The organism is Kluyvera sp. CRP (assembly GCF_019930565.1).
Lineage (GTDB): Bacteria > Pseudomonadota > Gammaproteobacteria > Enterobacterales > Enterobacteriaceae > Kluyvera > Kluyvera georgiana_A.
This window is the reverse complement of sequence record NZ_CP082841.1, coordinates 4,153,919-4,176,958: the sequence shown is the minus strand read 5'-3', so window position 1 is coordinate 4,176,958 and position 23,040 is coordinate 4,153,919. Positions and strand designations below refer to the sequence as shown.

At 55.9% G+C, this 23,040-nt stretch carries 23 protein-coding genes; 14 read left to right on the top strand and 9 right to left on the bottom strand.

Annotated elements, in window-relative coordinates:
• Positions 1–9: 9 nt before the first annotated feature.
• Positions 10–576, top strand: a complete 567-nt coding sequence (locus K7B04_RS19800; protein WP_223802826.1) for a VOC family protein — start codon at positions 10–12, stop codon at positions 574–576.
• 74 nt (positions 577–650) lie between these two features.
• Positions 651–1,391, top strand: coding sequence for a copper homeostasis protein CutC (gene cutC, locus K7B04_RS19795; protein WP_167575564.1), 741 nt, complete (start codon positions 651–653; stop codon positions 1,389–1,391).
• A 234-nt stretch (positions 1,392–1,625) separates the two neighbouring features.
• Here the strand turns inward: cutC and cmoB are convergent, their stop codons facing one another.
• Genes cmoB through K7B04_RS19770 form a run of 5 tightly spaced genes read right to left on the bottom strand, consistent with a single transcriptional unit; the run spans position 1,626 to position 5,202 of the window.
• Complete coding sequence (gene cmoB / locus K7B04_RS19790; protein ID WP_065358126.1) at positions 1,626–2,594, bottom strand: tRNA 5-methoxyuridine(34)/uridine 5-oxyacetic acid(34) synthase CmoB; 969 nt, start codon at positions 2,592–2,594, stop codon at positions 1,626–1,628.
• The gene (gene cmoA / locus K7B04_RS19785; RefSeq protein ID WP_167575565.1) at positions 2,591–3,334 is read right to left on the bottom strand and encodes a carboxy-S-adenosyl-L-methionine synthase CmoA; all 744 of its coding nucleotides are present in this window, start codon (positions 3,332–3,334) and stop codon (positions 2,591–2,593) included. The genes cmoB and cmoA overlap by 4 nt, the downstream gene beginning before the upstream one ends.
• A gap of 39 nt (positions 3,335–3,373) precedes the next feature.
• Positions 3,374–3,769, bottom strand: coding sequence for an MAPEG family protein (locus tag K7B04_RS19780; protein ID WP_064544680.1), 396 nt, complete (start codon positions 3,767–3,769; stop codon positions 3,374–3,376).
• Positions 3,770–3,820: 51 nt separating this feature from the next.
• Positions 3,821–4,639 (bottom strand): DUF72 domain-containing protein, encoded by an 819-nt coding sequence (locus K7B04_RS19775; protein ID WP_167575566.1) that lies wholly within the window; start codon positions 4,637–4,639, stop codon positions 3,821–3,823.
• The gene (locus K7B04_RS19770) at positions 4,636–5,202 is read right to left on the bottom strand and encodes a hydrolase (protein ID WP_163447970.1); all 567 of its coding nucleotides are present in this window, start codon (positions 5,200–5,202) and stop codon (positions 4,636–4,638) included. Before K7B04_RS19770 ends, K7B04_RS19775 begins: the two co-directional genes overlap by 4 nt.
• A gap of 267 nt (positions 5,203–5,469) precedes the next feature.
• On the opposite strand from K7B04_RS19770, the gene aspS reads away from it, so the two are divergent.
• From aspS to ruvB, 6 genes are all read left to right on the top strand, one after another.
• Entirely contained in the window at positions 5,470–7,257 is a 1,788-nt protein-coding gene (aspS, locus tag K7B04_RS19765) for an aspartate--tRNA ligase (RefSeq protein ID WP_223802825.1), read from the top strand.
• Between the two features lies 1 nt (position 7,258).
• The gene (gene nudB / locus K7B04_RS19760) at positions 7,259–7,702 is read left to right on the top strand and encodes a dihydroneopterin triphosphate diphosphatase (RefSeq protein ID WP_163447972.1); all 444 of its coding nucleotides are present in this window, start codon (positions 7,259–7,261) and stop codon (positions 7,700–7,702) included.
• Between the two features lie 28 nt (positions 7,703–7,730).
• Positions 7,731–8,474, top strand: a complete 744-nt coding sequence (locus K7B04_RS19755; RefSeq protein WP_064544690.1) for a YebC/PmpR family DNA-binding transcriptional regulator — start codon at positions 7,731–7,733, stop codon at positions 8,472–8,474.
• Positions 8,475–8,508: 34 nt separating this feature from the next.
• Complete coding sequence (ruvC, locus tag K7B04_RS19750; protein WP_064544692.1) at positions 8,509–9,030, top strand: crossover junction endodeoxyribonuclease RuvC; 522 nt, start codon at positions 8,509–8,511, stop codon at positions 9,028–9,030.
• 80 nt (positions 9,031–9,110) lie between these two features.
• Positions 9,111–9,722 carry a Holliday junction branch migration protein RuvA gene (gene ruvA, locus K7B04_RS19745; protein WP_064544698.1) on the top strand — a complete coding sequence of 204 codons (612 nt, stop codon included), beginning with the start codon at positions 9,111–9,113 and terminating at the stop codon, positions 9,720–9,722.
• A gap of 8 nt (positions 9,723–9,730) precedes the next feature.
• A complete protein-coding gene (gene ruvB / locus K7B04_RS19740; protein WP_163447974.1) occupies positions 9,731–10,741 on the top strand; it encodes a Holliday junction branch migration DNA helicase RuvB in 1,011 nt (336 codons plus the stop codon).
• A 71-nt stretch (positions 10,742–10,812) separates the two neighbouring features.
• On the opposite strand, the gene znuB is transcribed toward ruvB, so the two are convergent.
• Both znuB and znuC read right to left on the bottom strand, forming a co-directional pair.
• Positions 10,813–11,598 (bottom strand): zinc ABC transporter permease subunit ZnuB, encoded by a 786-nt coding sequence (gene znuB / locus K7B04_RS19735; protein WP_163447975.1) that lies wholly within the window; start codon positions 11,596–11,598, stop codon positions 10,813–10,815.
• Positions 11,595–12,350, bottom strand: coding sequence for a zinc ABC transporter ATP-binding protein ZnuC (gene znuC / locus K7B04_RS19730; protein ID WP_064544705.1), 756 nt, complete (start codon positions 12,348–12,350; stop codon positions 11,595–11,597). The genes znuB and znuC overlap by 4 nt, the downstream gene beginning before the upstream one ends.
• 77 nt (positions 12,351–12,427) lie before the next feature.
• Between znuC and znuA the strand changes: the two genes are divergently transcribed.
• The 3 genes from znuA (at position 12,428) to lpxM (ending at position 15,831) form a co-directional block, all read left to right on the top strand.
• Positions 12,428–13,387: a zinc ABC transporter substrate-binding protein ZnuA gene (gene znuA, locus K7B04_RS19725; RefSeq protein WP_167575569.1), complete on the top strand. Its 960-nt coding sequence runs from the start codon at positions 12,428–12,430 to the stop codon at positions 13,385–13,387.
• Between the two features lie 12 nt (positions 13,388–13,399).
• Positions 13,400–14,722, top strand: a complete 1,323-nt coding sequence (mepM, locus tag K7B04_RS19720; RefSeq protein ID WP_163447977.1) for a murein DD-endopeptidase MepM — start codon at positions 13,400–13,402, stop codon at positions 14,720–14,722.
• 131 nt (positions 14,723–14,853) lie between these two features.
• Entirely contained in the window at positions 14,854–15,831 is a 978-nt protein-coding gene (lpxM, locus tag K7B04_RS19715) for a lauroyl-Kdo(2)-lipid IV(A) myristoyltransferase (RefSeq protein ID WP_163447978.1), read from the top strand.
• Between the two features lie 113 nt (positions 15,832–15,944).
• Here lpxM and pyk read toward each other — a convergent pair whose 3' ends face one another.
• Positions 15,945–17,387: a pyruvate kinase gene (gene pyk / locus K7B04_RS19710; protein ID WP_064544712.1), complete on the bottom strand. Its 1,443-nt coding sequence runs from the start codon at positions 17,385–17,387 to the stop codon at positions 15,945–15,947.
• Positions 17,388–17,497: 110 nt separating this feature from the next.
• Positions 17,498–18,367 (bottom strand): MurR/RpiR family transcriptional regulator, encoded by an 870-nt coding sequence (locus K7B04_RS19705; protein WP_064544714.1) that lies wholly within the window; start codon positions 18,365–18,367, stop codon positions 17,498–17,500.
• A 397-nt stretch (positions 18,368–18,764) separates the two neighbouring features.
• Between K7B04_RS19705 and zwf the strand changes: the two genes are divergently transcribed.
• From zwf to K7B04_RS19690, 3 genes are all read left to right on the top strand, one after another.
• Positions 18,765–20,240 (top strand): glucose-6-phosphate dehydrogenase, encoded by a 1,476-nt coding sequence (gene zwf / locus K7B04_RS19700; RefSeq protein WP_064544716.1) that lies wholly within the window; start codon positions 18,765–18,767, stop codon positions 20,238–20,240.
• 234 nt (positions 20,241–20,474) lie between these two features.
• Positions 20,475–22,286, top strand: coding sequence for a phosphogluconate dehydratase (gene edd / locus K7B04_RS19695; RefSeq protein ID WP_223802824.1), 1,812 nt, complete (start codon positions 20,475–20,477; stop codon positions 22,284–22,286).
• 39 nt (positions 22,287–22,325) lie between these two features.
• Positions 22,326–22,967: a bifunctional 4-hydroxy-2-oxoglutarate aldolase/2-dehydro-3-deoxy-phosphogluconate aldolase gene (locus K7B04_RS19690; RefSeq protein ID WP_064544721.1), complete on the top strand. Its 642-nt coding sequence runs from the start codon at positions 22,326–22,328 to the stop codon at positions 22,965–22,967.
• Positions 22,968–23,040 lie beyond the last annotated feature (73 nt).

Below are 23,040 nucleotides of genomic sequence, written 5' to 3'. Positions count from 1 at the left end.
AGGGCTGAAATGGCAAACTGGCAGACGATGGCACAGCTACAGGATATTTCTGCGGATCTCCCGCGCTTCACCGAGGCGCTCAGCGCGCTTGCCCGGCGACTGGGGTTGGATATTGCGCCGCTCAACGCTGACCACATTTCGTTACGCTGCCATCAGAATGCCACTGCCGAACGTTGGCGAGCCGGTTTCGAGCAGTGCGGTACGCTGCTGTCGGAAAACATTATCAATGGTCGTCCCATCTGCCTGTTCAAACTCGATGAGCCGGTCTGCGTCGCGCACTGGCGGTTTACGATCGTTGAACTGCCGTGGCCGGGGGAGAAGCGTTATCCCCATGAAGGTTGGGAGCATATTGAAATCGTCCTGCCGGGCGAGCCGACGCAACTTTACGCCCGCGCGCTGGCGTTGCTGTCCGATGACGGCCTGAGCCAGCCGGGTATTTCGGTGAAAACCAGCTCGCCGAAAGGGGAACGCGAACGCTTGCCCAACCCTACCATGGCGGTGACTGACGGCAAGGTGACGGTAAAATTTCATCCGTGGACGATTGAAGAGATCGTTGCCAGTGAGCAGGCAGTGTAACAATGTGAGCTAACGCGGGGTCTGTCGCACGGAACAGTGGCATGATCGGACGCTGGAGAAAAAGGGAGAGAGACATGGCATTGCTGGAGATCTGCTGTTACAGCACGGAATGCGCGGTTATCGCGCAGCAGAACGGGGCCGACCGCATTGAACTGTGCGCCGCGCCGTTGGAAGGTGGTCTGACGCCGTCGTACGGCGTGTTGAGAGCCACGCGCCAACGGGTGACGATACCCATCCATCCCATTATTCGCCCGCGAGGCGGTGATTTTTGTTATACCGACGGTGAGTTTGCCGCCATGCTGGAAGATGTTCGCCAGGTTCGTTCGTTGGGGTATCCCGGCGTTGTGATTGGCGTGCTCAACCCGGAAGGGCAGGTCGATATCCCACGGATGCGACAAATTATGGTAGCGGCGGGGCCGCTGGCGGTGACATTCCACCGGGCGTTTGATATGTGTGCGAATCCGCTGCAAGCTGCTGATGCACTGGCGGAATTAGGTGTCGCCCGCATACTGACTTCGGGGCAACAGCCGTCGGCGGAAAAAGGTATTTCATTAATTCGGGAACTAATCGCCCGTAACGATACTCCAACCATTATGGCGGGTGCAGGAGTAAGAGCGAGCAACCTTTCGCTCTTCCTGGAAGCAGGCGTCAAAGAAGTGCACAGTTCAGCGGGGCAATGGCTGCCCTCCGACATGCGTTATCGCAACCCCGGATTGTCAATGTCAACGGATCCTGAAGCTGATGAGTATTCGCGTTATGCCGTCGACGGCGCGGCAGTGGCCGCAATGAAAGCGATCATCACGCAGCATGAGTAGCTAACGTTTTTTACCGCGCGTCATATCGCCCAATATGATGCTTGCTTGTACCAGGCCCCTGCCCATTAAACAGGGGCCTTTTTTTCTCCGTTATATTTCAACCTGCCACTGCGTTGGCTTTCCTCGCTCGCCCCAGTCACGTACTGATGTACGCTCCAGGGGACTCGCTGCGTCGCCGCCTTGTTGCAGGCTGAAATATTTAGGAGAAAATGTGCCTGAGAACGGAAAATAGGGTTATGGCTTCCGGGCAATCAGCACCGCGCGCAGCGGGGCGGGATAGCCCTCCACCGTTTTGCTCGGGTCGTTCGGGTCAAGGAAGTCAGCCAGCGACTCGGTCACCATCCACTCGGTGCGGCGCTGCTCTTCGGTGGTGGTCACGCTCATATCAGCGATGCGTACGTCGACAAAGCCGCACTTCTCGAGCCAGTTTTTCAGCGCCAGCGCGGACGGAATAAAATAGACGTTGCGCATTTGCGCGTAGCGGTCTCCTGGCACCAGCACCGTATTCTCGTCGCCTTCCACCACCAGCGTTTCCAGTACCAGCTCACCCTCGCTGACCAGCTGATCTTTCAACTGCCAGATATGCTCCAGCGGCGAGCGGCGGTGGTACAACACCCCCATTGAAAAGACGGTATCAAACGCTTTCAGAGCCGGAAGCTGCTCGATACCCAGCGGCAGCAGGTGCGCGCGTTGATCGTTACCCAGCAATTTACGCACCGCTTCAAACTGGCACAGGAACAGTTGGGTCGGGTCGATACCGACTGCCAGATGCGCGCCTGCGCCAATCATGCGCCACAGGTGATAACCGCTGCCGCAACCGACGTCGAGAATGGTACGCCCGCTCAGGTCAGACAGATGCGGTAATACGCGCTCCCATTTCCAGTCGGAGCGCCATTCGGTGTCGATGTTAACGCCATACAGTGAAAATGGTCCTTTACGCCACGGCATCAGGTTACGCATCAAGGTATCAATGCGTTTAAGCTGGCCTTCACTCAGCGGCGTTTCACTTTCCGCGGTGACGCTGTGCAGCAGGTCAAGTTTCCAGGGCTGAATTTCTGGCAGAAATTCAACGGCATTGGCCCATTGCTTAAACAGACCATGCTGATCGCGCTGCCAGGCGCCAATCTGCGCGGGCAGCGTTTCCAGCCAGTGGGAGAGCGGGCTTTTGGCGATTAACTGATAAAAATTGCCGAATTCGATCATGCCGGGGTTCCTGCTTTCAGTGCCACCAGGGAGCCAAAGTTAAAGCACTGGAACCACAGCTCGCTGTGTTCGAAACCGGCTTCGCGCAGACGCGCTTTGTGCACTTCAACGGAGTCGGTCAGCATGACGTTTTCCAGCATGCTGCGCTTCTGGCTGATTTCCAGCTCGCTATAGCCGTTGGCACGCTTAAAGTCATGGTGCATGTTAAACAGCAATTCGCCGACGGTCGCGTCTTCGAAGCTGAACTTCTCTGACAGCACCAACGCGCCGCCAGGGTTGAGCCCCTGATAAATTTTGTTCAATAACGCCTGACGTTCAGCGGGTTCAAGGAACTGCACGGTAAAGTTCAGCACCACCATGGAGGCGTTGTGAATTTCAATATCGCGAATGTCACCTTCAATCACCTCGACCGGGGTCGGCGCTTTGTAGGCGTCGATATGGCGGCGGCAGCGTTCAATCATCGCGGGAGAGTTGTCGACGGCGATAATACGGCAGTCGTTATAGGCGATGTTACGGCGTACGGAGAGGGTGGCCGCACCCAGCGAGCATCCCAGATCGTAGACCTGCGTGCCGGGCTGCACAAAGCGCTCGGCCAGCATGCCAATCATCGAGATAATATTCGAGTAGCCCGGTACGGAACGTTGGATCATATCCGGGAAGACTTCGGCTACCCGTTCGTCGAAAGTCCAGTCGCCAAGATGGGCGATCGGGGCAGAAAATAGCGTGTCGCGGTCAGACATAAGGTGAAATCCGGAAAAATAAAAACGGCGTATTGTGCGCTAATGAAGGGAGAAAACCAACTCCCACGGCATATACCAGAGGTTCGCCAGCACCATTAGCAACAGCGAAATGTAGGTTGCGCTCATGCCGGAGCGCCGCCAACGGAAGAGGCGATGATGGAATCCATAATAGTGCATCAGCCGCCCGGCCAGCAGCAACAGGCCGCAAATGTGCACCATCCAGGTCTCAGCGCCGTTCATTTCCATAAACAGCAGCAGTACCACGCCAATGGGGATGTATTCCACCGCGTTGCCGTGAATGCGGATGGCGCTCTGCAGCTCGCTAAAGCCGCCGTCACCGTAGGCAACGCGGTACAGCATACGCAGGCGAACGACATCAAAGGAAAACTTTATCAGCAACAATGCCGCCAGCACGGCATACAACGCGCTAACCATACAAACTCCCTTTCTGTTGGCAGATGGCACTCATTATCATAGGTAGGAACGTCAGAAAAGAGAAGATTGTTGTGGTATTGCCGGCGCCTCGCCGAGGTCGGGAAGGGCGGCGCGCAGCGTATTCCACAAAGCGTCTACCAGCTCGGGCGCCTGGGCGATATCCGGCGTATGCAGGAACAAGTAGGGCGTGGCGGTTTGCTGCCATAGCGGCAATTTTTCCAGCCACGGTGTAAACATCGCCAGATTTTGCGCCATATTATCGCTGCCGATAAAGCGCACCATCGGCTGCCCGGCGGTGACCACGGCGTGCACCGGCACCTTAGGCTTTTTACGCTGTGCCTCGATGATAGCTTCATTGTGCGGGATCGCGGCATGCACCGGGCGGCTGTCGAGGATTACGCGATTCACCCCGCGTTCGTGCAGGCCACGATTAAGCTGCCGTTCTTCATCCCCTTTACTGAAAAAGCCAGGATGACGAACTTCCACGCCGTAATGGAAATCTTTTGGCAGGCCGTCGAGGAAAGCCCATAGTGCGGGGAGGTCGCGCGGCCCAAAGGTCGCGGGAAGCTGTAACCAATACTGGCCAATCCGCCCGGCGAGCGGCGATAGCCGCTGGAAAAATTCCTGCGTGAGATCGTCACACTGGCGCAGCGCTGCCTGATGCGAAATGGTCGCCGGAAACTTAAAGCAGAAACGGAAGTTATCGTCCGTCTGCGCCTGCCAGCGGGCGACGATCTCGGCTTTTGGCAGCGCGTACAGCGTCGTGTTGCCCTCTACGCAATTGAAGAAGCGAGCATACTGTTCAAGGCTGGTAATACCCAGTCGCCCCCATTTCGGGTGCGACCATTGGGGAAGCCCTAGATAAATCATAAGGCGGCCAGGATCTCCTCGGTGCTGCGAACCCGGGCGATGCGCGGGAAAATATGCGTCATGCTGCCCTGATGCTGTTCAGCGGAAGCGGCGCTGCACGCGTCTTCGGCGATGATCAGATTAAAGCCCAGTTCCCAGGCGTTACGTGCGGTCGACTCGACGCCGATGTTGGTCGAAATGCCACACAGAATAATGGTGTCAATGCCGCGACGACGCAACTGCATCTCAAGATCGGTGCCGTAGAAGGCACCCCACTGGCGTTTGGTCACTTCAATATCGCTGTCCTGTTTACCCAGTTCCGCTGGGTAGGTCCACCAGTTGTCCGGCAGCGCTTTTGCCGGGGCCTGCGCGTCAACCGGTTGTTTTAACGCTTCGGCAAAGTCGGCGGACCAGCCCACGCGAACCATCACCACCGGCGCAGAGGCGGCGCGGCATTTTTCGGCTAAACGCGCAGCGCGTGCCACGACGTCGCTCGCGGTATGCGGGCCGCCGGCGAATGGCAGAATACCTTCCTGCAAGTCAATGATGACAAGAGCGGTTTTGTTTGCGACTAAATTCAGCATGGTTTTTCCTCTGTAAGCGGGCTGTCGGGGGCATACCTTACAATCGTCGCCAGGTGATCGAATGGATAATTATTGTTAATTTTTGTGAGCGTAAGCAATAAGCGTTCAGCAAACAGGCGTATAAACCGCACTGGGCTTATCGTCAGCGAGAATTTCCAGTATAATAGCCCCCTTTTTTCATCCAGTAGTGACATTCAGCTAAAGCTGCGACAGTAACGCCTGCAGGGCAGGCGACAATCCGCCGACGGCTAAGTTAAGGGATATCTCATGCGTACAGAATATTGCGGACAGCTTCGACAGTCCCACGTTGGGCAGCAGGTGACTCTGTGTGGTTGGGTCAACCGCCGTCGTGATCTCGGTAGCCTCATTTTTATCGATATGCGCGACCGTGAAGGCATCGTACAGGTGTTCTTCGATCCGGACCGTGCGGATGCGTTGAAGTTAGCCTCTGAACTGCGTAATGAGTTCTGCATTCAGGTAACCGGCACCGTTCGTGCGCGCGACGAAAAGAACATCAACGCGGATATGGCAACCGGCGCTATCGAAGTTCTGGCTTCCGATCTGGTTATCATCAACCGTTCAGAATCACTGCCGCTGGACTCTAACCACGTCAACACCGAAGAAGCGCGTCTGAAGTACCGCTACCTCGATCTGCGTCGTCCGGAAATGGCTCAGCGCCTGAAAACTCGCGCTAAAATCACCAGCTTCGTGCGCCGCTTTATGGACGATCACGGTTTCCTCGATATCGAAACCCCGATGCTGACCAAAGCGACCCCGGAAGGCGCGCGCGATTACCTGGTACCGTCTCGCGTTCACAAAGGTAAATTCTACGCGCTGCCGCAGTCGCCTCAGCTGTTCAAACAGCTGCTGATGATGTCCGGCTTCGACCGCTATTATCAGATTGTAAAATGCTTCCGTGACGAAGATCTGCGTGCTGACCGTCAGCCAGAATTTACCCAGATCGACGTGGAAACTTCCTTCATGACAGCCCCGCAGGTGCGTGAAGTGATGGAAGCGATGGTGCGTCAGCTGTGGCTGGAAATTAAAGGCGTGGATCTGGGCGACTTCCCGATCATGACCTTCGCCGAAGCTGAACGCCGTTACGGTTCCGACAAACCGGACCTGCGTAACCCGATGGAGCTGGTGGACGTTGCTGACCTGCTGAAAGACGTGGAATTCGCCGTCTTCTCCGGCCCGGCAAACGATCCGAAAGGCCGCGTAGCTGCGCTGCGCGTACCGGGCGGTGCTGCGCTGACCCGTAAGCTGATCGACGAATACGGCAACTTTGTGAAGATCTACGGTGCGAAAGGCCTGGCATACATCAAAGTCACCGAACGCGCCAAAGGTCTGGAAGGCATCACCAGCCCGGTCGCTAAATTCCTGACCGCCGACATCATTGAAGCTATCCTTGAGCGCACTGGCGCGCAGGACGGCGACATGATCTTCTTCGGCGCGGATAACAAGAAAGTGGTTGCCGACGCGATGGGCGCGCTGCGCCTCAAGCTGGGTAAAGACCTGAATCTGACCGACGAAACGATGTGGGCGCCGCTGTGGGTTATCGACTTCCCGATGTTTGAAGACGACGGTGAAGGCGGCCTGACCGCGATGCACCACCCGTTCACCTCGCCGAAAGACATGACCGCCGAAGAACTGAAAGCGGCACCGGAAGACGCAGTCGCCAACGCCTACGATATGGTGATCAACGGCTACGAAGTGGGCGGCGGTTCTGTGCGTATTCACCGTGGCGACATGCAGCAGACCGTGTTCGGTATTCTCGGCATCAACGAACAAGAGCAGCGCGAGAAGTTTGGCTTCCTGCTGGACGCGCTGAAGTACGGTACGCCGCCGCACGCGGGTCTGGCATTCGGTCTCGACCGTCTGACCATGCTGCTGACCGGCACCGACAACATCCGTGACGTTATCGCTTTCCCGAAAACGACCGCGGCTGCCTGCCTGATGACCGAAGCGCCAAGCTTCCCCAATCCGGCCTCTCTGGGCGAGCTGGGTATCCAGGTTGTGGCAAAAGAGCCGAAAGCGTCGGCGGAGAACGAGTAACATGCTATTCAAGCAGCCCGTCTCTATTCTGGTGGTCATTTATGCCCAGGACAGTAAACGGGTGCTGATGTTGCAGCGACGCGATGACCCCGATTTCTGGCAGTCGGTTACCGGCAGCCTGGAAGCGGGGGAAACCGCGTCGCAGGCCGCCATGCGCGAAGTAAAGGAAGAGGTCACCATTGACGTTGTTTCTGAGCAACTGACCTTGATGGACTGTCAGCGCACGGTGGAGTTTGAAATTTTTCAACATTTACGACATCGCTATGCGCCGGGCGTGGTGCGCAATACGGAATCCTGGTTCTGCCTTGCGCTGCCCCACGAGCGGGAGATTGTGTTCACTGAACACCTGGCCTACCAATGGCTCGATGCGCCCGTTGCGGCGGCGCTGACCAAGTCGTGGAGTAACCGGCAGGCGATTGAAGAATTTGTCATTAACGCTGCCTGATAGGGCAAAGTTTTTTGGAGATATTTTTATGGCAGGTCATAGTAAATGGGCCAACACCAGACATCGTAAAGCGGCGCAGGATGCAAAGCGCGGCAAAATTTTCACCAAGATCATTCGTGAGCTGGTGACGGCGGCCAAACTGGGCGGCGGCGATCCGGATGCTAACCCGCGTCTGCGTGCGGCGGTGGATAAAGCACTGTCCAACAACATGACCCGTGACACCCTGAACCGTGCCATTGCGCGCGGTGTGGGCGGTGATGAAGACTCGAATATGGAGACCATCATCTATGAAGGTTACGGTCCTGGCGGCACGGCGGTGATGATTGAATGTCTGTCCGATAACCGTAACCGTACCGTTGCGGAAGTGCGTCACGCGTTCAGCAAAACCGGCGGCAACCTGGGAACTGACGGTTCGGTTGCTTACCTGTTCAGCAAAAAAGGCGTGATCTCTTTTGAGAAAGGCGACGAAGACGTCATCATGGAAGCAGCGCTGGAAGCCGGTGCAGAAGACGTGGTGACCTTCGATGACGGCGCGATTGACGTTTACACCGCGTGGGAAGAGATGGGTAAAGTGCGCGACGCGCTGGAAGCCGCAGGTCTGAAAGCTGACGCCGCTGAAGTCTCAATGATTCCGTCGACCAAAGCGGACATGGATGCGGAAACCGCGCCGAAGCTGCTGCGTCTTATCGACATGCTGGAAGACTGTGACGACGTTCAGGAAGTCTACCACAACGGTGAAATCTCTGACGAGGTTGCTGCTACCTTAGAATGAGGTGGCTGAACCCTAACATAACAGGAGATGCGTGATGGCTATTATTCTCGGCATTGACCCGGGGTCGCGCATCACCGGTTATGGCGTGATTCGCCAGGTGGGTCGTCAGTTGACCTACCTTGGCAGCGGTTGCATTCGCACCAAAGTCGAGGATCTCCCGTCGCGCCTGAAGTTGATTTACGCGGGCGTGACGGAGATTATCACCCAGTTCCAGCCGGACTATTTCGCGATAGAACAGGTCTTTATGGCGAAAAACGCCGACTCGGCGCTTAAGCTGGGGCAGGCGCGCGGGGTGGCGATTGTCGCCGCCACTAACCAGGAACTGCCGGTATTTGAGTACGCCGCCCGTCAGGTCAAACAGACCGTGGTGGGTATCGGTAGCGCGGAAAAAAGCCAGGTTCAGCATATGGTGCGCACGTTGCTCAAACTGCCCGCCAACCCACAGGCCGATGCCGCGGATGCGCTGGCTATCGCCATTACCCACTGCCACGTCAGCCAGAACGCCATGCAGGTGAGTGACGCCAGGTTGAATTTAGCTCGTGGGCGGTTACGATAATCACAAATGAGGCTGGATAAACATCCAGCCTTTTTTTATGATAGTACATTACATTTCAGCCCTTAACGCAGGAGCGTCACGTGATAGGCAGACTCAGAGGCATCATTCTCGAAAAACAACCCCCGTTGGTCCTTCTGGAAACCGGCGGCGTCGGCTATGAAGTGCATATGCCCATGACCTGTTTTTACGAGCTGCCGGAAGCCGGGCAGGAAGCGATTGTCTTTACCCACTTCGTGGTGCGTGAAGACGCGCAGTTGCTGTACGGTTTCAACAACAAACAGGAACGCACGCTGTTTAAAGAGCTGATTAAAACCAACGGCGTCGGCCCGAAGCTGGCGTTGGCTATTCTCTCCGGCATGTCGGCGCAGCAGTTTGTCAACGCGGTCGAGCGTGAAGAGCTGGGCGCGCTGGTCAAGCTGCCGGGGATTGGCAAGAAAACCGCCGAGCGTCTTATCGTCGAGATGAAAGACCGCTTCAAAGGCCTGCACGGCGACCTCTTTACGCCAGCCGCCGATTTGGTACTGACCTCACCGGCTGGTCCGGAGAGCGACGACGCCGAGCAGGAAGCGGTTGCCGCACTGGTGGCGCTGGGCTATAAACCTCAGGAAGCCAGCCGGATGGTGAGCAAAATTGCCCGTCCGGACGCCAGCAGCGAAACATTGATCCGCGAAGCGCTCCGCGCAGCGCTATGAGGTAAAGGATGATTGAAGCAGACCGCCTGATCTCAGCAGGTAGTACGATAGCCGAAGAGGTGGCCGATCGCGCCATCCGCCCCAAATTACTGGAAGAGTACATCGGCCAGCCGCAGGTGCGCTCGCAGATGGAGATCTTTATTCAGGCGGCGAAACTGCGCGGCGACGCGCTGGACCATCTGCTCATTTTCGGCCCGCCTGGATTAGGGAAAACCACGCTGGCGAATATCGTGGCCAATGAAATGGGCGTTAACCTTCGCACCACCTCAGGCCCCGTACTGGAGAAAGCGGGCGACCTGGCGGCCATGCTCACCAACCTTGAACCTCATGATGTGCTGTTTATCGATGAGATCCACCGCCTGTCTCCGGTCGTCGAGGAGGTGCTGTACCCGGCGATGGAAGACTATCAGTTGGACATTATGATTGGTGAAGGCCCGGCTGCCCGGTCGATTAAAATCGATCTGCCGCCCTTTACCCTGATTGGCGCCACTACCCGCGCGGGTTCGCTGACCTCGCCGCTGCGCGATCGCTTCGGTATCGTACAGCGGCTGGAATTTTATCAAGTGCCGGATCTCCAGCACATCGTGGGCCGCAGCGCCCGCTATATGGGGCTGGAGATGAGCGATGAAGGCGCGCTGGAAGTGGCGCGTCGCGCACGCGGTACGCCGCGTATTGCCAACCGTCTGCTCAGGCGTGTGCGCGATTATGCGGAAGTGAAGCACGACGGCACTATTTCCGCAGAGATTGCTGCGCAGGCGCTGGATATGCTGAACGTTGACGCGGAAGGCTTTGACTATATGGACCGCAAACTGCTGCTGGCGGTGATTGATAAGTTCTTTGGCGGGCCGGTCGGGTTGGATAACCTGGCGGCGGCAATTGGCGAAGAGCGAGAAACCATTGAGGACGTGCTGGAGCCCTATCTGATTCAGCAAGGGTTCTTGCAGCGCACGCCTCGTGGCCGTATGGCAACCTCGCGCGCGTGGACGCACTTCGGCATCCAGCCGCCTGAGATGCCTTAGTGCCTGATGGCGCTTCGCTTATCAGGCCTACGGAATGTGTAGGCCCGGTATGAGAAGCGACGCCGGAAAAATCAGGCAGCGGCTTTCTTTGTCATACTCAGAATAAACAGCAGCGCCGCACACAGCACCACGGAAGGGCCGGCTGGCGTATCGTAAAACGCCGAGAAGGTCAGCCCACCGGTTACCGCAATCATCCCAACACCCACCGCAATCCCCGCCATCTGCTCTGGCGTACGGGCGAAGCGACGTGCCGTCGCGGCCGGAATAATTAGCAGTGAGGTGATAATTAGCGCCCCGACGAACTTCATCGCCACGCCGATGGTCAGCGCTGTCACCAGCATCAGCAGCAGCTTAACCCGCTGTAGCTTCACGCCGTCGACAAACGCCAGATCCGGGCTGATGGTCATCGACAGCAGATTACGCCATTGCCAGAACAGAATTGCCAGCACCACAATCACGCCGAGCGCGATCGAGATAAGATCCTGCGGGGTGACCGCCAGCAGGTCGCCAAACAGGTAGGCCATCAGGTCGACGCGGATGTTCGACATCAAGCTTACCACCACCAGACCGAGCGACAGCGCGCTATGCGCCATAATGCCGAGCAGGGTATCCACCGCCAGGTGAGGGCGCTTTTCCAGCCACACCAGCCCCGCCGCCAGCAGCAGCGTCACGGCGATGACCGCATAAAACGGATTCACGTCGAGCAGTAAACCAAAAGCGACACCCAGCAGGGAAGCATGCGCCAGAGTATCGCCAAAATAGGACATACGACGCCAGACCACAAATGAGCCTAACGGGCCGGCAGCACACGCCAGCATCATTCCGGCAAGCCAACCGGGAAGTAAAATTTCAATCATGACTGCCCATTTCCCCGACGTAAAACAATACGGCCCTGTAAATCGTGGCGGTGGTTATGTTGATGACGATAAATTCCGAGCTGCTCGGCGCCGCGCGGCCCAAACATTGAGATAAATTCCGGGTGCATTGAGACCACATCCGGCGTGCCGGAACAGCAAATATGATGGTTGAGGCACAGCACTTCGTCAGTTTTCGCCATAACCAGATGCAGGTCGTGCGACACCATCAGCACCGCGCAGTCCAGCTCCTGGCGCAGCTGGTTGATCAGATCGTACAGCGCCACCTGGCCATTAACGTCAACGCCTTGAGTCGGCTCATCCAGCACCAGCAATTGCGGTTTGTTCAGCAGCGCACGAGCCAGCAGTACGCGCTGGGTTTCGCCACCGGAAAGCTTCTGCATTGGCGCATCCTGCAGGTGTCCTGCCTGCACGCGCTTGAGCGCCGGGAGAATATCTTCTTTACGTGTAGCAGGGTGCAGACGCAAAAAACGCTTGACGGTCAGCGGCAATGTCGCATCAAGGTAAACCTTCTGTGGTACATAGCCGATACGCAGCTGTTTTTCGCGCACCACGACGCCTTCGCTGGGCGCAACAAGCCCGAGCACTACGCGTACCAGCGTAGATTTACCCGCGCCGTTAGGGCCAAGCAGCGTCAGAATGCGGCCTGGCTTGAGATTCAGTGAGATGTCGGAGAGCACCCGGCGCTGGCCGAAGCTGACGGAGACATTTTCCAGCGATACAAGATTCGTCATAGCAATTAGGGGTTGCACAAGAGAGTGAATGTTATAATATCACACTTCTTTCATTCATTTCGATTATTAGACGCATTATGTTACAGAAAAATACGCTTCTTTTCGCAGCTTTATCCATGGCCCTTTGGGGTAGCGCCGCACAACGTGCCGATGCCGCCGTTGTCGCCTCACTGAAACCGTTAGGATTCATCGCTTCAGCGATTGCCGATGGCGTCACTGAGACCCAGGTTTTACTGCCTGACGGTGCGTCTGAGCATGACTATTCACTGCGCCCATCTGATGCAAAACGCTTACAGAACGCGGACTTAGTGGTCTGGATTGGTCCGGAGATGGAAGCCTTCATGGACAAGTCAACGCAAAGCATTTCCACCGCAAAAAAAGTGACGATCTCGCAGCTGGACGGCGTGAAACCGTTGCTCATGAAAGGGGCTGACGACGACGGTGACGAAGGTGCGGAAGAGGGCGATCATGACCACGCTCACGGCGAAAAAGGTGACGCACATCACCATCATGGCGAATACAACATGCATCTGTGGCTATCCCCAGAGATAGCGCGGCTTTCGGCGGTTGCAATCCATGACAAATTAGTGGAACTTATGCCCCAGAGTCGAGCCCGGCTTGACGCCAACCTGAAAGATTTTGAAGCCAATCTGGCTGCAACCGACAAGCAGGTGGCGAATGAGCTGGCGCCGGTGAAAGGAAAGGGGTATTTCGTTTTTCATGATGCCTATGGTTACTACGAAAAACACTACGGTTTGACGCCGCTTGGGCACTTCACCGTCAACCCTGAGATTCAACCCGGTGCGCAGCGTTTACATCAAATAAGAACACAGTTGGTTGAGCAAAAAGCAACCTGCGTTTTTGCTGAGCCACAATTCAGGCCCGCTGTCGTTGAATCTGTCGCGCGGGGTACCAACGTTCGCATGGGAACGCTGGACCCACTTGGCACGAATATACAGCTGAGCAAAGAAAGCTATCCGGCGTTTCTGACTCAACTGGCGACCCAGTATGCGAGCTGCCTGAAAGGAGATAAGTAAGGAAGTGAATACGTGCAGCAGATAGCCCGCTCTGTCGCTCTGGCATTTAACAATTTGCCGCGGCCCCACCGCGTTATGCTGGGGTCACTCACCGTTCTCACGTTGGCCGTCGCCGTATGGCGGCCATACGTTTACCATCCAACCTCTTCATCACCCGTTACCCGGACGATTGAGCTGGAGAAAAAAGAAATTCGTTCTCTGTTGCCGGAGGCCAGTGAACCGATTGACCAGGCCGCTCAGGAAGATGAAGCCATCCCGCAGGACGAACTGGACGACAAAGTCGATAACGAAACGGGCGTGCATGAATATGTGGTATCCACGGGCGATACCCTGAGCAGCATCCTGAATCAGTACGGTATTGATATGGGAAATATCAGCCAGCTTGCCGCTTCTGATAAAGACCTGAAAAACATGAAGGTGGGCCAGCAGCTCTCCTGGACATTGAACGATGATGGCGATCTCCAGCGTTTAACCTGGGAAATGTCGCGTCGTGAAACCCGTACCTACGATCGCGTTGCAAACGGTTTCAAAATGAGCAGCGAGATGCAGCAGGGCGACTGGGTTAACAGCCTGATTAAAGGTACCGTTGGCGGCAGCTTTGTCTCCAGCGCAACCAGCGCCGGGTTAACCAGCGCGGAAGTTAGCGCGGTAATTAAAGCGATGCAGTGGCAGATGGACTTCCGTAAGCTGAAAAAAGGCGATGAGTTCTCGGTGCTGATGTCGCGCGAAATGCTCGACGGCAAGCGTGAGCAGAGCCAACTGCTTGGCGTACGTTTACGTTCTGATGGTAAAGATTACTACGCGATCCGCGCGGAAGACGGTAAGTTCTACGACCGTAACGGCACCGGGCTGGCGAAGGGCTTTCTGCGCTTCCCAACCTCGCGTCAGTTCCGCGTATCGTCTAACTTTAATCCACGTCGCCTGAATCCGGTGACCGGGCGTGTCGCGCCGCACCGTGGCGTTGATTTCGCGATGCCGCAAGGGACGCCGGTTCTCGCGGTGGGCGACGGTGAAGTTGTTGTCGCCAAGCGTAGCGGCGCTGCCGGGTATTACGTTGCACTGCGTCATGGTCGTACCTACACCACGCGCTATATGCACCTGCGTAAGCTGTTGGTGAAACCGGGTCAGAAGGTGAAACGTGGCGATCGTATTGCGTTGTCGGGCAATACAGGGCGTTCAACCGGCCCGCACCTGCACTATGAAGTGTGGATTAACCAGCAGGCGGTGAACCCGCTGACGGCGAAACTGCCGCGTACCGAAGGGTTGACCGGTTCTGACCGCACCGATTATCTGGCGCAGGTGAAACAGGTTCTGCCGCAGCTGCGTTTTGACTAGTTTCGTCTAAGAAGTAAACGTTCAGAGCCGACGCCCACAGGGTGTCGGCTTTTTCTTTTGTGCGAAGCACCTCACCTCGCTAAACTATCTGATTATCCACACCGACCTGATGATGCGACCCTGGAACAGGCATGGAAACGAAAAAAAATAACAGTGAATACATTCCCGAGTTTGAGAAATCTTTCCGTCACCCGCAGTACTGGGGGGCATGGTTAGGCGTGCTGGCATTTGCAGGGATTGCCTACGTTCCCGCAAAATTGCGCGATCCTATCCTGGGAAAACTGGGTCGTCTGGCGGGGCGATTTGGCCGTAGCGCTCGGCGTCGCGCGCAAATCAATCTTCTGTACTGCTTCCCGGAAAAAAGTGAAGACGAGCGCGAAGCGATTATCGATGAGATGTTCGCTACCGCGCCGCAGGCGATGGTGATGATGGCCGAGCTGGCGTTGAAAGGGCCGGAAAAAATTCTGCCGCGTCTCGATTGGCAGGGGCAGGAGATTATTGACGAAATGCGCCGCAACGGTGAAAACGTTATCTTCCTGGTCCCGCACGGTTGGGGGGTCGATATCCCGGCGATGGTGATGGCTTCGCAGGGCCAGAAAATGGCTGCGATGTTCCACAACCAGGGCAACAAGGTGTTCGACTATGTGTGGAATACCGTGCGTCGTCGCTTTGGCGGCCGCCTGCATGCGCGTAATGATGGCATTAAACCTTTTATTCAATCAGTGCGTCAGGGCTATTGGGGCTACTATCTGCCCGATCAGGATCACGGCCCGGAGCACAGCGAGTTTGTCGATTTCTTTGCAACCTACAAAGCCACGCTGCCGGCGATAGGGCGACTGATGAAAGTGTGCCGTGCGCGCGTGGTGCCGTTGTTCCCGGTTTATAACGGTGAAACGCATCGTTTGACGATTCTGGTGCGCCCACCGATGGACGACCTGCTGGAAGCGGATGACAACACCATAGCCCGCCGCATGAATGAAGAAGTGGAGATCTTTGTGGGTCCGCACGCCGAGCAGTATACGTGGATTCTGAAGTTGCTGAAGACGCGCAAGCCTGGTGAGATCGAGCCGTATCAGCGAAAAGAACTCTACCCAAAGAAAAAGAAATAGCTTAAACCCTGGGCGAGCAAAGCGACGTCGGGATGACTCCAGACCGTTCACGCCCTGTTCTGAGTGCAAAAAAACCGGACATCGTCCGGTTTTTTACATCAAGAACGTGAGCGTTACTCGACGGTCAGAATGCGCGTGGTGTTGGTTGAACCCACGGTGCTCATTACGTCGCCCTGGGTGACAATCACCAGGTCACCGGACATCAGGTAGCCTTTATCACGCAGCAGGTTTACCGCATCGTGGGCTGCCGCAACGCCGTCGCAGGCGCTGTCGAAGAACACTGGCGTGACGCCACGATAAAGCGCGGTCAGGTTCAGCGTACGTTCATGGCGAGACATGGCGAAAATCGGCAGACCGGAGGTAATGCGTGAGGTCATCAGCGCGGTACGGCCGGATTCGGTCATGGTGATGATCGCGGTAATCCCTTTCAGGTGGTTGGCCGCGTACATTGCCGACATGGCGATCGCTTCTTCGACGTTGTCGAACTGCACATCCAGACGGTGTTTAGACACGTTGATGCTTGGGATCTTTTCTGCGCCCAGGCACACGCGTGCCATGGCCGCAACGGTTTCGGATGGATACTGGCCAGCCGCGGTTTCCGCAGACAGCATCACCGCATCGGTACCATCCAGTACGGCGTTCGCCACGTCCATGACTTCCGCACGGGTCGGCATCGGGTTGGTGATCATCGATTCCATCATCTGGGTTGCGGTAATGACCGCACGGTTCAGCTGACGTGCGCGACGAATCAGCGCTTTCTGAATACCGACCAGCTCCGGGTCGCCAATTTCGACACCGAGGTCGCCGCGGGCAACCATCACCACGTCGGAGGCGAGAATGATATCGTCCATCGCATCCTGGCTGCAGACGGCTTCCGCACGTTCAACTTTGGAGACGATTTTCGCATCGCAACCGGCTTCGCGGGCCAGACGGCGAGCGTAGTTCAGATCTTCGCCGCAGCGCGGGAAGGAGACGGCCAGATAGTCGACGCCGATTTTGGCGGCGGTCAGAATGTCGGCCTTGTCTTTTTCGGTCAGCGCTTCAGCGGACAGGCCGCCGCCTAATTTGTTGATGCCTTTATTGTTGGACAGTGGTCCGCCGACGGTCACTTCGGTGAACACCTTCATGCCCTGAACTTCCAGCACTTTTAACTGCACGCGGCCATCATCCAGCAGCAGGATGTCGCCCGGTACGACGTCTGCAGGCAGGCCTTTATAGTCAATGCCTACTTTCTCTTTGTCGCCTTCACCTTTACCCAGGTTGGCGTCCAGCAGGAATTTGTCGCCAATATTCAGGAAAACTTTGCCTTCTTTGAAGGTCGATACGCGGATTTTTGGTCCTTGCAGATCGCCAAGGATAGCTACATGGCGCCCCAGTTTTGCTGCAATTTCGCGTACTTTGTCGGCACGTAACTGATGATCTTCTGGCGTACCGTGAGAGAAATTCATACGTACGACGTTAGCGCCGGCGGAAATTACCTTCTCGAGGTTATTATCGCGGTCGGTTGCTGGGCCTAACGTGGTGACGATCTTGGTTCTGCGAAGCCTTCTGGACATGTAATACTCCGTTGACTAATACAACTCAGGTGTTGCGTGAACAGGAATTCGGCAATATGCCAATAACGGGTTACCGAATGCTTAAATAGGTTACACTTTTTTTATCGCTTTTAGTGATTATCGCTGTGTGTCGATAGCTCTTTATCAAAGCGCGATTCCTTCAACGCTTCTTTGACTCGCTTCAAGTTATCCCTGAATTTCGCCCCGCGGCGCAAGGTAAAGCCGGTGGCCAGGACATCGATCACGGTCAACTGCGCCAAACGTGACACCATCGGCATGTAGATATCGGTATCTTCAGGGACGTCCAGCGTGATGGCGAGCGTGGCCTCGCGGGCCAGCGGCGTACCGGCGGAGGTGATGGCGATGACCATCGCGTCATTTTCCCTCGCCACCTGGGCGACCTCGACCAGGCTTTTCGTTCGCCCGGTATGGGAAATCAGCACCACAACGTCGTCGTCGCTGCAATTCATACAGCTCATTCGTTGCAAAACGATGTCATCGGAATAGATGACAGGGACGTTAAAGCGAAAAAATTTGTTCATGGCGTCGTGCGCCACGGCGGCAGAAGACCCCAGACCAAAGAAGGCGATTTTTTTTGCCTGGGTCAGCAGATCCACCGCGCGATTCACCGCCGACATATCGAGCGATTGCCGCACGTGAGCAAGGCTCGCCATCGCCGATTCGAATATTTTGGCCGTATAGGCTTCAACGCTGTCATCTTCGTCCACATTACGATTAACATACGGTGTACCGTTAGCCAGACTTTGGGCAAGATGCAGTTTAAAATCAGGAAAGCCTCGGGTTTCCAGACTGCGGCAGAAGCGGTTAACGGTCGGTTCACTGACCTCAGCTTCAAGGGCGAGTGCGGCAATGCTTGAATGAATTGCCTGTTCAGGGGCCGCCAGAATCACTTCTGCGACTTTTCGCTCGGATTTGCTAAGGTTTTCCAGTTGGGACTGGATTCTTTCCAGCATGTTCATCGTGACAAGGCGCTCATAGATTGAAACGATTCCATTAATGGGTGAAATCTGCAGGCGTTTTAGCAAGAATATACGCTTGAAGCGGGATGAAAAGTGAATAGGAACAGCAAAATATGTTGTTTTTTTTCATTACATGATCGGTGTCGTATTTTAACTGACACCTTTCGGGCGAAAGAACGAACAAAACAGGCCAATTGCCCTGACTATACGGCGATGGTGGTTCCGAATTGTGCGATCGAAGGCGGTCAAAGCCGTTAAAGGGTTTCGGCAATTTCGTAAACACAGTACAGTGCACCGTAAGAAAATTACAACGATATCCGTCGTTTTCATAAAAACCTGAACGGCGACGGGTAGATAGCCTGGCATAGAACCGGGATTATAAACTGAGGAGAATGACATGGCGGTAACGCAAACGGCCCAGGCATGCGATCTGGTCATTTTCGGCGCGAAGGGAGACCTGGCCCGCCGAAAACTGCTGCCTTCCCTGTATCAGCTGGAAAAAGCCGGTCAGATTAATCCGGACACCCGGATTATCGGCGTAGGCCGTGCAGACTGGGATAAAGCGGCATACACCAAAGTTGTCCGCGAAGCGCTTGAAACCTTCATGAAAGAGAAGATTGATGAAGGCTTGTGGAATACCCTCAGCGCGCGTCTTGATTTCTGCAATCTTGATGTGAATGATGCGCCGGCGTTTTCGCGTCTTGGCGAGATGCTTGATCAAAAAAATCGCATCACCATTAACTATTTCGCGATGCCGCCTAGCACCTTTGGCGCCATCTGCCGCGGTCTGGGTGAAGCGAAGCTGAACGCCAAACCGGCGCGCGTCGTCATGGAAAAACCGCTGGGCACCTCGCTGGAAACCTCCCGCGAGATTAACGACCAGGTGGGTGAATACTTCGAAGAATGCCAGGTTTACCGTATCGACCACTATCTGGGTAAAGAAACGGTACTCAACCTGCTGGCGCTGCGCTTTGCCAACTCCCTGTTTGTGAATAACTGGGATAACCGCACTATCGATCACGTGGAAATCACCGTGGCCGAAGAGGTCGGTATTGAAGGCCGTTGGGGGTACTTCGACCAGGCCGGTCAAATGCGCGACATGATCCAGAACCACCTGTTACAGGTTCTGTGCATGATTGCCATGGCGCCTCCTTCAGATTTAAGTGCTGACAGCATCCGCGATGAGAAAGTGAAAGTTCTGAAGTCGTTGCGTCGCATTGACCATACCAACGTGCGTGAAAAAACCGTCCGTGGACAATACACCGCAGGTTTTGCGCAAGGGCAGAAGGTGCCGGGCTACCTTGAAGAAGAGGGCGCGAACAAATCCAGCAACACCGAAACCTTCGTTTCCATTCGTGTGGACATTGATAACTGGCGCTGGTCGGGGGTGCCGTTCTACCTGCGCACCGGTAAACGTCTGCCGACCAAATGTTCAGAAGTGGTTGTGTACTTCAAAAACCCAGAGCTGAATCTTTTCAAAGAAACCTGGCCTGAGCTGCCGCAGAACAAGCTGACTATTCGTCTGCAGCCGGATGAAGGCGTTGATATTCAGATTCTTAACAAGGTTCCGGGTCTGGAGCACAAGCATAACCTGCAGGTGACTAAGCTGGATCTGAGCTACTCCGAGACCTTCAATCAGACGCATCTGGCCGATGCCTACGAACGTCTGCTGCTGGAAACCATGCGCGGCATCCAGGCGCTGTTCGTGCGCCGCGATGAAGTGGAAGAAGCATGGAAGTGGGTCGATTCCATTACCGAAGCCTGGGCTAGCGATAAAGACGCGCCGAAACCGTATCAGGCGGGAACCTGGGGGCCGGTGGCATCCGTCGCCATGATTACTCGCGATGGCCGTTCCTGGAACGAGTTTGAGTAAGGCCTGACGGTAATCCAGAAGTGTTATTTTACCGGTAACATGATCTAACACAGCAAGTAGTGCTATTTTTGCGCATTTAAGCCCCGGGAGGATTCACCCCCGGGGCTTTTTTTATTACACTGCGAATAGACCTTTGCCTCTGAGCTGCGCTATACGGGCATTTATTGATTCGTCAGCCCTATGTAAACACCGTCGTGAGCCGCAGCCTGGACAGAAAAAATTTAAGGAGCCTTTATGAACTCTGTAATGTTACGGGTAACAAATCGCATTATTGAACGCTCTCGCGATACGCGCGCGGCTTATCTGGCACGTATCGAACAAGCCAAAACTGAAACGGTTCACCGCTCTCAGCTCGCTTGTGGCAACCTGGCGCACGGTTTTGCCGCCTGTCAGCCAGACGATAAAGCGTCGCTGAAAAGCATGTTGCGTAACAATATCGCGATCATCACCTCCTATAACGACATGCTTTCTGCCCACCAGCCTTACGAACACTACCCGGACGTGATCCGCAAAGCGCTGCACAGCGTGAATGCGGTGGGGCAGGTTGCAGGCGGCGTCCCGGCGATGTGTGACGGTGTGACGCAGGGTCAGGACGGGATGGAGCTTTCGCTGCTGAGCCGCGAAGTGATTGCCATGTCCGCTGCGGTGGGGCTGTCTCATAACATGTTTGACGGCGCGCTGTACCTTGGCGTGTGCGACAAAATCGTCCCAGGGCTGGCGATGGCTGCGCTGTCATTCGGCCACTTGCCATCTGTCTTCATTCCGTCAGGCCCCATGGCCAGCGGCCTGCCGAACAAAGAAAAAGTGCGCATTCGCCAGCTTTATGCTGAAGGAAAAGTTGACCGTAACGCGCTGCTCGAATCCGAAGCCGCGTCGTACCACGCGCCGGGCACCTGTACCTTCTACGGCACCGCCAACACCAACCAGATGGTGATTGAATTTATGGGGATGCAGCTGCCGGGTTCTTCCTTTGTTCATCCGGATGCGCCGCTGCGCGCCGAACTGACCGCCGCGGCGGCGCGTCAGGTCACCCGCATGACCGGCAACGGTAATGAATGGATGCCGCTGGGTAAAATGATTGACGAAAAAGTGGTGGTCAACGGTATCGTGGCGCTGTTGGCGACCGGCGGTTCGACTAACCACACCATGCACCTGGTGGCGATGGCGCGCGCGGCGGGCATTATCATTAACTGGGATGATTTCTCCGACTTGTCAGAAGTGGTACCGCTGATGGCGCGTCTGTATCCGAACGGCCCGGCCGATATCAACCACTTCCAGGCAGCGGGCGGCGTGCCGGTGCTGGTGCGCGAGCTGCTGAAAGGCGGGCTGCTGCACGAAGACGTGAACACCGTCGCCGGTTTTGGCCTGTCTCACTACACCATGGAACCGTGGCTGAACGAAGGCAAGCTGGACTGGCGTGAAGGCGCCACCGCGTCGCTGGATGACAACGTCATTGCTACCTTCGATAAACCGTTCTCAAAACACGGCGGCACCAAAGTGCTGAGCGGCAACCTTGGCCGTGCGGTGATGAAAACCTCCGCGGTGCCGGTTGAAAACCAGGTGATTGAAGCGCCTGCCGTAGTTTTTGAAAGCCAGCATGATGTTCTGCCAGCCTTTGAAGCGGGCCTGTTGGACAAAGATTGCGTCGTGGTTGTGCGCCATCAAGGGCCAAAAGCGAACGGGATGCCAGAATTACATAAACTTATGCCGCCACTTGGTGTATTATTGGACCGCTGTTTCAAAATTGCGTTGGTCACTGATGGACGACTGTCCGGTGCATCCGGTAAAGTACCGTCAGCGATTCACGTAACGCCTGAAGCCTATGACGGTGGCCTGCTGGCAAAAGTACGCGATGGCGACATGATCCGCGTGAACGGCCAGACCGGCGAGCTAACGCTGCTGGTTGATGACGCTGAACTGGCCGCACGCCAACCGCATATTCCCGATCTGAGCGCTTCGCGCGTGGGGACAGGCCGTGAACTGTTTGGCGCATTACGGGAAAAACTGTCCGGTGCGGAACAGGGCGCAACCTGTATTACCTTTTAAGATGACACGTTTTGTAGATCTGGCGAGAGAATATTTCTGATGAAAAACTGGAAAACAACGGCTGAAGCAATCCTGACCACTGGCCCGGTAGTCCCGGTAATCGTGGTTAACAAGCTTGAGCACGCAGTACCGATGGCAAAAGCGCTGGTTGCCGGTGGCGTTCGCGTACTGGAAGTGACGCTGCGTACCGACTGCGCGATGGACGCTATCCGCGCCATTGCGAAAGAAGTTCCGGATGCTATCGTGGGCGCGGGTACCGTGACTAACGCACAGCAGCTGAAAGAAGTGACCGACGCTGGCGCGCAGTTTGCTATCAGCCCGGGCCTGACCGACGAACTGCTGAAAGCGGCTACCGCAGGCACTATCCCGCTGATCCCGGGTATTAGCTCTGTTTCTGAACTGATGCTGGGTATGCAGCACGGCCTGAAAGAGTTCAAATTCTTCCCGGCTGAAGCGAACGGTGGCGTGAAAGCGCTGCAGGCGATTGCAGGTCCGTTCTCTCACATCCGTTTCTGCCCGACTGGCGGTATCTCTCCGGCTAACTACCGTGACTACCTGGCGCTGAAAAGCGTGCTGTGTATCGGCGGTTCCTGGCTGGTTCCGGCAGACGCGCTGGAAGCTGGCGACTACGATCGCATCACCAAGCTGGCTCGCGAAGCGGTTGAAGGCGCGAAGCTGTAAGGTGTCTGCTGTACCCGGTCTGATGATCGGGTAAGCAAAAGAAAGGCGGGTATGCGTGAGCAGCCCGCCTTTT

Coding starts and splice junctions, on each gene's coding strand:
- edd (WP_223802824.1), top strand. CDS start 20,475: ATGAACTCTGTAATGTTACGGGTAACAAATCGCATTATTGAACGCTCT.
- K7B04_RS19770 (WP_163447970.1), bottom strand. CDS start 5,202: ATGCTGAATTTAGTCGCAAACAAAACCGCTCTTGTCATCATTGACTTG.
- K7B04_RS19755 (WP_064544690.1), top strand. CDS start 7,731: ATGGCAGGTCATAGTAAATGGGCCAACACCAGACATCGTAAAGCGGCG.
- znuC (WP_064544705.1), bottom strand. CDS start 12,350: ATGACGAATCTTGTATCGCTGGAAAATGTCTCCGTCAGCTTCGGCCAG.
- aspS (WP_223802825.1), top strand. CDS start 5,470: ATGCGTACAGAATATTGCGGACAGCTTCGACAGTCCCACGTTGGGCAG.
- K7B04_RS19705 (WP_064544714.1), bottom strand. CDS start 18,367: ATGAACATGCTGGAAAGAATCCAGTCCCAACTGGAAAACCTTAGCAAA.
- K7B04_RS19780 (WP_064544680.1), bottom strand. CDS start 3,769: ATGGTTAGCGCGTTGTATGCCGTGCTGGCGGCATTGTTGCTGATAAAG.
- cmoB (WP_065358126.1), bottom strand. CDS start 2,594: ATGATCGAATTCGGCAATTTTTATCAGTTAATCGCCAAAAGCCCGCTC.
- lpxM (WP_163447978.1), top strand. CDS start 14,854: ATGGAAACGAAAAAAAATAACAGTGAATACATTCCCGAGTTTGAGAAA.
- cutC (WP_167575564.1), top strand. CDS start 651: ATGGCATTGCTGGAGATCTGCTGTTACAGCACGGAATGCGCGGTTATC.
- K7B04_RS19775 (WP_167575566.1), bottom strand. CDS start 4,639: ATGATTTATCTAGGGCTTCCCCAATGGTCGCACCCGAAATGGGGGCGA.
- K7B04_RS19800 (WP_223802826.1), top strand. CDS start 10: ATGGCAAACTGGCAGACGATGGCACAGCTACAGGATATTTCTGCGGAT.
- znuB (WP_163447975.1), bottom strand. CDS start 11,598: ATGATTGAAATTTTACTTCCCGGTTGGCTTGCCGGAATGATGCTGGCG.
- znuA (WP_167575569.1), top strand. CDS start 12,428: ATGTTACAGAAAAATACGCTTCTTTTCGCAGCTTTATCCATGGCCCTT.
- cmoA (WP_167575565.1), bottom strand. CDS start 3,334: ATGTCTGACCGCGACACGCTATTTTCTGCCCCGATCGCCCATCTTGGC.
- K7B04_RS19690 (WP_064544721.1), top strand. CDS start 22,326: ATGAAAAACTGGAAAACAACGGCTGAAGCAATCCTGACCACTGGCCCG.
- nudB (WP_163447972.1), top strand. CDS start 7,259: ATGCTATTCAAGCAGCCCGTCTCTATTCTGGTGGTCATTTATGCCCAG.
- ruvC (WP_064544692.1), top strand. CDS start 8,509: ATGGCTATTATTCTCGGCATTGACCCGGGGTCGCGCATCACCGGTTAT.
- zwf (WP_064544716.1), top strand. CDS start 18,765: ATGGCGGTAACGCAAACGGCCCAGGCATGCGATCTGGTCATTTTCGGC.
- ruvB (WP_163447974.1), top strand. CDS start 9,731: ATGATTGAAGCAGACCGCCTGATCTCAGCAGGTAGTACGATAGCCGAA.
- pyk (WP_064544712.1), bottom strand. CDS start 17,387: ATGTCCAGAAGGCTTCGCAGAACCAAGATCGTCACCACGTTAGGCCCA.